Source organism: Burkholderia sp. BCC1998 (assembly GCF_905339875.1).
Classification (GTDB): Bacteria; Pseudomonadota; Gammaproteobacteria; order Burkholderiales; family Burkholderiaceae; genus Burkholderia.
This window is the reverse complement of sequence record NZ_CAJPHE010000005.1, coordinates 409,753-417,878: the sequence shown is the minus strand read 5'-3', so window position 1 is coordinate 417,878 and position 8,126 is coordinate 409,753. Positions and strand designations below refer to the sequence as shown.

Sequence of the window (8,126 nt, the reverse complement as noted above, 5' to 3'; positions counted from 1 at the left end):
CTGTTCTGCGAACTGCAGCGCGACTGGGCCCGTAGCGCGACCGTCCCCGCGTTCATCAACCTGTTCATCGAAACCGGCGGCACCGCGGGCATCCAGTTCTCGTACGACAAGAGCTGATTGCCGCACGTCCGCACGCGCCGCGCTTGCGGCGCGAACCGGGCCCGCGTCGCAGCCGCAAGCGCGCGTTGCGCGACATGAACGACCCCGCCCGGGCCGGCCGGCCCGGGCGGGTGCCCGCGATACCTAAACCACGTGGTAGCTTGCCGGCGGATACGCCGTCTCCAGCGCGGCCCTGAGATCCGCGTCGGACGCCGTGGCCGACGTGAAGGCGGCCGTCGTGGTGCTCGCGGTGTAGGCCAGCGTCACGGCCCACGTCGGATGGTCCTCGTTGAGGTTGTCGCGCGTGGCCTGCGCGCTGAGCGCGCTCGGGCCACCGTCCGGATTGAACCCGTAAACTGAAATGGTCGGCATGGCATGTCCTCGTCGGTTGGTTGGGGAACGCCGCCGGCACGCACCGGCGACCTGCCCAGCGTAGGCGCCGCACACGCGGGCCGGAATGTGCCGAAGGTCATGGCCGAAGGCCCGTGACGGGCGGTGCGACACCTGTTTTCCCCGCTCCGCCTCGCCGTCATGCACCCTCATGCACCCTCGATGCCGCACCGCGCGCCGCCATCGCCGCGACGCCGCCAGCCGTCTTCGCGGATACGTGATTCAATGTCATTCGAACCGGCGTCGCGCGCTGCCGCCACGGCGCGCATCGCGTCCCCCTCGACCGACCTTCACGAAAATCCCATGACGAACCCTGCCGACATCAAGGCGCTCGTTTTCGACGTGTTCGGAACGATCGTCGACTGGAGAAGCGGCGTCGCACGCGAAGCCGCCACGTTCCTGGCGCGCCATGCGCCGGATCGCGATCCGTTCGAATTCGCCGATACGTGGCGCCGCGAATATGCGCCGTCGATGGAGGAAATCCGCAGCGGGCGCAGGCGCTACGTGCGGCTCGACGTGCTGCACCGCGAGAACCTGGTGCGCACGCTCGACCGCTACGGGATCGACCGCGTGCCCGACGCGGAGGTCGACGCGCTCAACCTCGCGTGGCACCGGCTCGATCCGTGGCCCGACTCCGTCTCGGCGCTGCAGCGGCTGAAGCGGCGCTACGTGATCGCGCCGCTGTCGAACGGCAATATCCGGCTGATGATCAACGTCGCGAAGCACGGCGGCCTGCCGTGGGACGCGATCCTCGGCGCCGAAGTCGCGCACGCGTACAAGCCGTCGCCGAAGGTCTATACCGAAGCGGTCGAGATTCTCGGTCTCGAGCCGGCCGAGCTGTGCCTGGTTGCCGCGCACAATGGCGATCTGGCCGCCGCGCGGCGACTCGGGCTCGCGACCGCGTTCGTGCTGCGGCCGACCGAACACGGGCCGAACCAGACGACCGACCTGAAAGCCGACGACGCGTGGGACTTCGACGTCAAGGATCTGCACGAACTCGCGGATCGGCTCGGTTGTCCGGGCTGAGTGCCGGCTGGTAGACTCCGAACCCCGACCCCGTTCAGCCCCGGCCTATGTCGTCATCCCTGCGTCTGGTAGCAGGCAAGCTCACCGCGATGCGCTTTCTGGAGCGTCCCGATCGGGAGGACGCCGCGCGCCATCAGGTGCCGCCCGTCGATCCCGAAGCCCGGAAGAAATCGCTCGGCTACCGGTTCACGCACTATGTGGTGCCGATTGCCGCGGCGCTCACCGGCAACGGTGCCGCCGCCAATGCGCTGGTGTTTCAGCAAGCCGACGAAGACCTCGCCCTGGCCAGCTTGAACGCCGCGGCCGACAAGGTCGAGCATCCGGCGACGTGGTCGTATGCGAATATCCGCGGCAGCAAGACCTTCGCATCGGAAAACGCCTACGTCACCGTCGGGAAAAACGGCAGGATCCTGTTCGCGAAGCTCCCGGTCGAAATCGAAATCGGCGGAAACACGTACCGCGGCTTCCTCGGCGGACAGTGCTTCGACGCCGGCGACGACGTTGTTGCCGTGGTCGATCGCCGAGGCCGCCTGCTTGCGCTGTCGTCTCCGGACCGGCGCCACATGGTCATGGATTACACGTGTGGCGACACCGGGTTGGCCGGGCTGACGCACACGCTCTGGCTCGCGTGGAAATGGATGTTCATCGGCATGACCTGTTTCCTGATCCCGCTCATGCTGCTGGGCATCTGGACCAGCGACAGCGGATTTTCCGATCCGACGCTCGTCGTTCTCACGCTGCTCGGCGGACCGTTCGCATTGGGCGTCATGCTGGCACTGCTCATCGGCGTGCGCCTTGCATGGTCGGACTGGCTGCCCGCGTGGCGCGTGTCGCGCATCCTCACTGCATTGGGCCGACCGGACCTGTGCGCGCGCGATTTCGGCGATGCGCTCGACGACGCCGAACGCACCGGACGATTACGCGACACGGATGTCGGGCGAATCTATTACGCCTAGGCACGCCCAGGCGGCCGGCTGCCTGGCGGCGGCCCCTTCGCCGCGCTCGCGTGACGCCGCCGCGGGGGTGCCGCAACGCGGTGCACCTGGAACCGCGTGAACCCCGACCCGCCCGCTGCGCAAATCACCGCCGCCTCCAGCCCCGCTATTCCGGATCCCCGACGAACCGGAGCCGCTCCGACTCCCCCATCAACAACGCCCGGTTCGCGTCCGCCGCCGCGCGCAGGTAATCCCACAGCGCCGTCACGCGCCGCAGCTTGCGCAGGTCCTCGCGACACGTCAGCCAGAAGCACCGTGTGACCACCACGTCGTCCGGCAGCACCGGCACCAGCGCCGGCTGCGTGGCCGCCATGAAGCACGGCAGGATCGCGAGCGCGCCGCCCTGCAGCGCCGCGAACACCTGCGCGATCACGCTCGTCGTGCGTAGCCCGGCCGTCGCGCCGGGCACCGCGCGCTCCAGGTACAGCAGTTCGCTGCTGAACGCGAGATCGTCGACGTAACTGATGAACGCATGCCGCGCGAGATCGTCGGTGCAGGCGATCGGCGGATGACTCGCCAGATAGTCGCGCGTCGCGTAGAGCCGCAGCTGGTAGTCGCACAGCTTCGTGACCACGTAAGGCCCGCGTTCGGGCCGCTCGAGCGTGATCGCGAGGTCGGCCTCGCGTTTCGGCAAGTTGACGAAATGCGGGACCGGCAGCAGGTCGACCGTCACATGCGGGTGCGCGACGCGAAACCGCGCGAGCTGCGGCGCGAGGAAAAAGCAGCCGAACCCTTCGGTCGACCCGATCCGCACGTGGCCCGACAGCGCCTCGCCGGTGTTCGCGACCTGGTCGCATGCGGACTGCACGGTCGTCTCCATCGCGTCCGCATACGCGACGAGCCGCTGCCCCTCGGCGGTCAGCGTGAAGCCACCCGAGCGAGACTTGTCGAACAAAAGCGTACCCATCGCGGCCTCGAGTGCGCGAATGCGCCGCGCGACGGTCGTGTAGTCGACCCCGAGCCGCTTCGCCGCCCCGCTCGCGCGCTGCGTGCGGGCGACTTCGAGGAAGAAGCGCAGGTCGTCCCAGTTCAGGTTGCCGGAAACCGGCTCGGTGGCGTGTCGCATCGGCGGGAAAAAAGGGCAGGTGTCTCGGGGCCGGGTTCCGATATGCATAAATGCACATCCAACCGGTTTTCTTGTCGGTACATCATGGATCCGCGCATAACTATACTCGACCGTGACCTGCGGACCATGAGCCGCGGGCAATAAATACGGAGACACCATGCAGACGCGATCCACCCTCGATGAGCATGCAGCCATCGCGACGCCGGCGCCCGCCCGCACCGCGCGGCACTACCTGCTGGCCGGCTGGGCCAGCATGGCCGGCACCACGATCGAGTGGTACGACTTCTTCCTCTACGGCACAGCCGCCGCGCTCGTGTTCAACCGCATCTTCTTCCCGTCGCTGGACCCCGTCGTCGGCACGCTCGCCGCGTTCGGCACGTTCGCGGTCGGCTTCATCGGCCGGCCGATGGGCGGCATCGTGTTCGGCCACTTCGGCGACCGCATCGGCCGCAAGTCGATGCTGATGATCACGCTGCTGCTGATGGGCGTGCCGAGCATGATCATCGGGCTGATCCCGTCGTACGACCGCATCGGCTACTGGGCCGCCGCGCTGCTGATCGCGATGCGCTTCCTGCAGGGGATGGCGGTCGGCGGCGAATGGGGCGGCGCGGTGCTGATGGCCGTCGAGCACGCGCCGAAGGGCCGCAAGGGGCTGTTCGGCAGCCTGCCGCAGACGGGCGTCGGGTTCGGGCTGATCCTGTCGTCGGTCGCGATGGCGGCGGTGGCCGCGCTGCCGGAAGCCGACATGCTGTCGTGGGGCTGGCGCGTGCCGTTCCTCGCGAGCATCGCGCTGGTCGGCCTCGGCTGGTTCATCCGCGCGAAGGTGCCCGAGTCGCCGGACTTCGAGAAGATGCAGCGCCAGGGCAAGGCCGAGAAGTCGCCGGTGACGGCCGCGCTGCGCCGCCATCCGCGCGAGGTGCTGACGATCGTCGGCGCACGTGCCGCGGAAAACACCTGGTTCTACATGGTCGTCACGTTCGCGCTCGCGTATGCGACGCAGCAGCTGCATCTGCCGAAGGCCGAGATGCTGCACGCGATCACGGCCGGCGCGGCGTTGTCGCTCGTCACGATGCCGCTGTGCGGGCATCTCAGCGACCGCATCGGCCAGCGCCGGATGTTCGCGATCGGCCTCGTGCTGATGTGCCTGTTCGCGGCGCCGTTCTTCCTGATGCTCGGCACGCAGCAGACGTCGACCGCATGGTGGGCGATCGTGCTCGGCCTCGGCATCGTGTTCCCGATCCTGTATGCGCCGGAGTCGCTGCTGTTCGCGCAGCAGTTCCCGGCGGAAATCCGCTACAGCGGCATCTCGCTGTCGGTGCAGCTCGCCGGCGTGATCGGCGGCGGCTTCGCGCCGATGATCGCGACGTCGCTGCTCAAGGCCGGCGGCGGCCAGCCGCACTACGTGATCGCGTACCTCGTCGGCTTCGGCGTGTTCGCGCTCGCGTGTACCGCGTTGATGCGTCCGGCGCGTGCGTAAGCATCGGCCTGCATCGATCCGCATCGCCCCGATTTCAGTTCGACCTGCCGTCCGCCGTGGCCGCACGCGCGACGGACGCAGCCCACGTTTTTTCTTCGCATCACCGTTTCCCGGAGAGTTCCATGAACGCCGCAGTTCCCCAGACCACCCTCGCCCTGCCCACCGCCAAGCTGCTGATCGACGGCGCGTTCGTCGAATCGCAAAGCGCCGAATGGGGCGACATCGTCAACCCCGCGACGCAGGAAGTGATCGGCCGCGTGCCGTACGCGACGCTCGACGAGGTCGATGCCGCGATCGCGTCCGCGCAGCGCGCGTTCCAGACCTGGAAGACGACGCCGATCGGCGCGCGACTGCGCATCATGCTGAAGTTCCAGGACCTCGTGCGTCGCAATCTCGAACGGATCGCGCACACGCTGACGGCCGAGCAGGGCAAGACGCTGCCCGACGCGCAGGGCGACATCTTCCGCGGCCTCGAAGTGGTCGAGCATGCGTGCTCGATCGGCACGCTGCAGCAAGGCGAATTCGCGGAGAACGTCGCGGGCGGCGTCGACACCTACACGCTGCGCCAGCCGATCGGCGTGTGCGCGGGCATCACGCCGTTCAACTTCCCCGGCATGATCCCGCTGTGGATGTTCCCGATGGCGATCGTGTGCGGCAACACGTTCGTGCTGAAGCCGTCCGAACAGGATCCGCTGTCGACGATGCAGCTCGTCGAACTCGCGATCGAGGCCGGCGTGCCGCAGGGCGTGCTGAACGTCGTGCACGGCGGCAAGACCGTGGTCGACCGTCTGTGCACGCACCCGGACATCAAGGCGATCTCGTTCGTCGGCTCGACGCGCGTCGGCACGCACGTGTACAACCTCGGCAGCCAGCACGGCAAGCGCGTGCAGTCGATGATGGGCGCGAAGAACCACGCGGTCGTGCTGCCCGATGCGCACCGCGAGCAGTCGATCAACGCGCTGGTCGGCGCGGGCTTCGGCGCGGCCGGCCAGCGCTGCATGGCGACGTCGGTCGTCGTGCTGGTCGGCCAGGCGCGCGACTGGCTGCCCGAGCTGGTCGAGAAGGCGAAGGCGCTGAAGGTCAACGCCGGCGCCGAAGCCGGCACGGACGTCGGCCCGGTCGTGTCGAAGGCGGCGAAGGCCCGCATCCTGTCGCTGATCGACGCGGGCGTGAAGGAAGGCGCGACGCTGCTGCTCGACGGCCGCGACGTGAAGGTGCCCGGCTACGAGCAGGGCAACTTCGTCGGCCCGACGATCTTCTCGAACGTGACGACCGACATGTCGATCTATCAGGAAGAAATCTTCGGGCCGGTGGTGGTCGTGCTCGAAGCCGACACGCTCGACGACGCGATCGCGCTGGTCAACCGCAACCCGATGGGCAACGGCGTCGGCCTGTTCACGCAGAGCGGCGCGGCCGCGCGCAAGTTCCAGAGCGAGATCGACATCGGCCAGGTCGGCATCAACATCCCGATCCCGGTGCCGGTCCCCTACTTCAGCTTCACCGGCTCGCGCGGCTCGAAGCTCGGCGATCTCGGCCCGTACGGCAAGCAGGTCGTGCAGTTCTATACGCAGACGAAGACGGTCACCGCGCGCTGGTTCGACGACGACGCGACGGCCGGCGGCGTGAACACGACGATCGCGCTGCGCTGATCAAGGAAGCCCGCACATGGAAATCGCATTCATCGGACTCGGCAACATGGGCGGCCCGATGGCCGCCAACCTGCTCAAGGCCGGCCACGCGCTGACGGTGTTCGACCTCGACGCGAACGCGGTCGGCGCGGCGGTGCGCGCGGGCGCGACGGCGGCCGCGTCGCCGCGTGACGCGGCTGCCCGCGCGTCGCTGGTGATCACGATGCTGCCGGCCGCGCAGCACGTGCGCGCGGTCTACCTCGGCGACGACGGCGTGCTGGCCGGCGCGCGTGCCGGCGCGACGTTGGTCGACTGCAGCACGATCGATCCGGGCACCGTGCGCGCGATGGCCGACGCCGCCGCGCAGCGCGACTTCCCGCTCGCCGACGCGCCGGTGTCGGGCGGCACCGGCGGCGCGCAGGCCGGCACGCTGACCTTCATGGTCGGCGCGCAAGGCGCGCTGTTCGAGCGCGTCCGCCCGGTGCTGCTCGACATGGGGAAGAACGTCGTGCACTGCGGCGGCACTGGCACCGGGCAGATCGCGAAGATCTGCAACAACCTGCTGCTCGGCATCTCGATGATGGGCGTGGCCGAAGCGATGGCGCTCGGCGCCGCGCTCGGCATCGATCCGGCCGTGCTGGCCGGCATCATCAACACGTCGACCGGCCGCTGCTGGAGCTCGGACAGCTACAACCCGTATCCGGGAGTGAACGACGCGGCACCCGCCGCGCGCGGCTACTCGGGCGGTTTCGCCGCGAACCTGATGCTGAAGGATCTCGGGCTGGCGACCGAAGCCGCGCGCAGCGCACGGCAGCCGGTGTGGATGGGCGCGCTCGCGCAGCAGCTCTATCAGTCGATGAGCCAGCACGGGCTCGGCACGCTCGACTTCTCCGCGTGCGTGAAGCTGTACGAGGCGCAGCCCGCGTAACGCGGCCGGCGGACGTGCGACGGCCCGCGCTGCCCGTCAACGGCATCGCGGGTCGGTTCACATCCGGAGCGGTGCGGAGGTTACGGCCGCGCGGGCGACGCGGCGTTTATCCGCGCGGATTCGACGCGGTCTCGAAGGTCGGATGGCACTCGAACGCGAGTTCGGAGCGCGCGTCGACGCGGCGGCCGCCGGTCACCGACTCCTGCTTCAGGCTCGCGCGCATGCCGCGCTGCGTGCAGTAGTTGGTCGCTTCGTCGACGGCTTTCGCATGGGCGTCGGCCCACGTCGTCGACACGCCGAGCGTGCGCGTCGTCACGGTGAAGACGTTCGGATTCGACGTCGTGGTCACGTCGGAAGCGGTCGAACATGCGGCGAGCAAGCATGCAACGGCCGCGATGGTCAACCCTCGCAGGGATCGAAAAGATAGAGCAATGGACATGGGGGGCAAGCGCGCGTCGATTCGACGGCATTGAGCAACATAGGCGACAGTATGCCTGCCCGATCGCCGGAGATCATG

The 8,126-nt window shown here is 68.6% G+C and carries 8 protein-coding genes and 1 pseudogene; 6 read left to right on the top strand and 3 right to left on the bottom strand.

Annotation, left to right across the window (positions count from 1 at the left end; translation table 11 throughout):
* Positions 1 to 117: pseudogene (locus U5A56_RS12695) on the top strand (hydrolase); the annotation flags it as partial.
* A gap of 126 nt (positions 118 to 243) precedes the next feature.
* On the opposite strand, the gene U5A56_RS12690 reads toward U5A56_RS12695, so the two are convergent.
* A complete protein-coding gene (locus U5A56_RS12690; protein WP_321803911.1) occupies positions 244 to 471 on the bottom strand; it encodes a hypothetical protein in 228 nt (75 codons plus the stop codon).
* 321 nt (positions 472 to 792) lie between these two features.
* Between U5A56_RS12690 and U5A56_RS12685 the strand changes: the two genes are divergently transcribed.
* On the top strand, positions 793 to 1,515 hold the full coding sequence (locus tag U5A56_RS12685; protein WP_321922631.1) for a haloacid dehalogenase type II: 723 nt from the start codon (positions 793 to 795) through the stop codon (positions 1,513 to 1,515).
* A gap of 47 nt (positions 1,516 to 1,562) precedes the next feature.
* Positions 1,563 to 2,471 carry a hypothetical protein gene (locus U5A56_RS12680; RefSeq protein WP_321922629.1) on the top strand — a complete coding sequence of 303 codons (909 nt, stop codon included), beginning with the start codon at positions 1,563 to 1,565 and terminating at the stop codon, positions 2,469 to 2,471.
* A 145-nt stretch (positions 2,472 to 2,616) separates the two neighbouring features.
* On the opposite strand, the gene U5A56_RS12675 is transcribed toward U5A56_RS12680, so the two are convergent.
* Entirely contained in the window at positions 2,617 to 3,576 is a 960-nt protein-coding gene (locus tag U5A56_RS12675) for a LysR family transcriptional regulator (protein ID WP_124521113.1), read from the bottom strand.
* Between the two features lie 157 nt (positions 3,577 to 3,733).
* On the opposite strand from U5A56_RS12675, the gene U5A56_RS12670 reads away from it, so the two are divergent.
* The 3 genes from U5A56_RS12670 (at position 3,734) to mmsB (ending at position 7,609) form a co-directional block, all read left to right on the top strand.
* Positions 3,734 to 5,053: an MFS transporter gene (locus tag U5A56_RS12670; RefSeq protein ID WP_321922627.1), complete on the top strand. Its 1,320-nt coding sequence runs from the start codon at positions 3,734 to 3,736 to the stop codon at positions 5,051 to 5,053.
* Positions 5,054 to 5,175: 122 nt separating this feature from the next.
* Positions 5,176 to 6,702 (top strand): CoA-acylating methylmalonate-semialdehyde dehydrogenase, encoded by a 1,527-nt coding sequence (locus tag U5A56_RS12665; RefSeq protein ID WP_044843899.1) that lies wholly within the window; start codon positions 5,176 to 5,178, stop codon positions 6,700 to 6,702.
* Between the two features lie 16 nt (positions 6,703 to 6,718).
* The gene (gene mmsB / locus U5A56_RS12660) at positions 6,719 to 7,609 is read left to right on the top strand and encodes a 3-hydroxyisobutyrate dehydrogenase (RefSeq protein ID WP_321922626.1); all 891 of its coding nucleotides are present in this window, start codon (positions 6,719 to 6,721) and stop codon (positions 7,607 to 7,609) included.
* A gap of 106 nt (positions 7,610 to 7,715) precedes the next feature.
* On the opposite strand, the gene U5A56_RS12655 is transcribed toward mmsB, so the two are convergent.
* Positions 7,716 to 8,048 carry a hypothetical protein gene (locus U5A56_RS12655; RefSeq protein WP_044843897.1) on the bottom strand — a complete coding sequence of 111 codons (333 nt, stop codon included), beginning with the start codon at positions 8,046 to 8,048 and terminating at the stop codon, positions 7,716 to 7,718.
* Positions 8,049 to 8,126 lie beyond the last annotated feature (78 nt).

Excerpts from the sequence above, each read along its gene's own strand:
- U5A56_RS12680 (WP_321922629.1), top strand. The coding sequence starts at position 1,563 with ATGTCGTCATCCCTGCGTCTGGTAGCAGGCAAGCTCACCGCGATGCGC.
- U5A56_RS12655 (WP_044843897.1), bottom strand. The coding sequence starts at position 8,048 with ATGTCCATTGCTCTATCTTTTCGATCCCTGCGAGGGTTGACCATCGCG.
- U5A56_RS12670 (WP_321922627.1), top strand. The coding sequence starts at position 3,734 with ATGCAGACGCGATCCACCCTCGATGAGCATGCAGCCATCGCGACGCCG.
- U5A56_RS12690 (WP_321803911.1), bottom strand. The coding sequence starts at position 471 with ATGCCGACCATTTCAGTTTACGGGTTCAATCCGGACGGTGGCCCGAGC.
- mmsB (WP_321922626.1), top strand. The coding sequence starts at position 6,719 with ATGGAAATCGCATTCATCGGACTCGGCAACATGGGCGGCCCGATGGCC.
- U5A56_RS12665 (WP_044843899.1), top strand. The coding sequence starts at position 5,176 with ATGAACGCCGCAGTTCCCCAGACCACCCTCGCCCTGCCCACCGCCAAG.
- U5A56_RS12675 (WP_124521113.1), bottom strand. The coding sequence starts at position 3,576 with ATGCGACACGCCACCGAGCCGGTTTCCGGCAACCTGAACTGGGACGAC.
- U5A56_RS12685 (WP_321922631.1), top strand. The coding sequence starts at position 793 with ATGACGAACCCTGCCGACATCAAGGCGCTCGTTTTCGACGTGTTCGGA.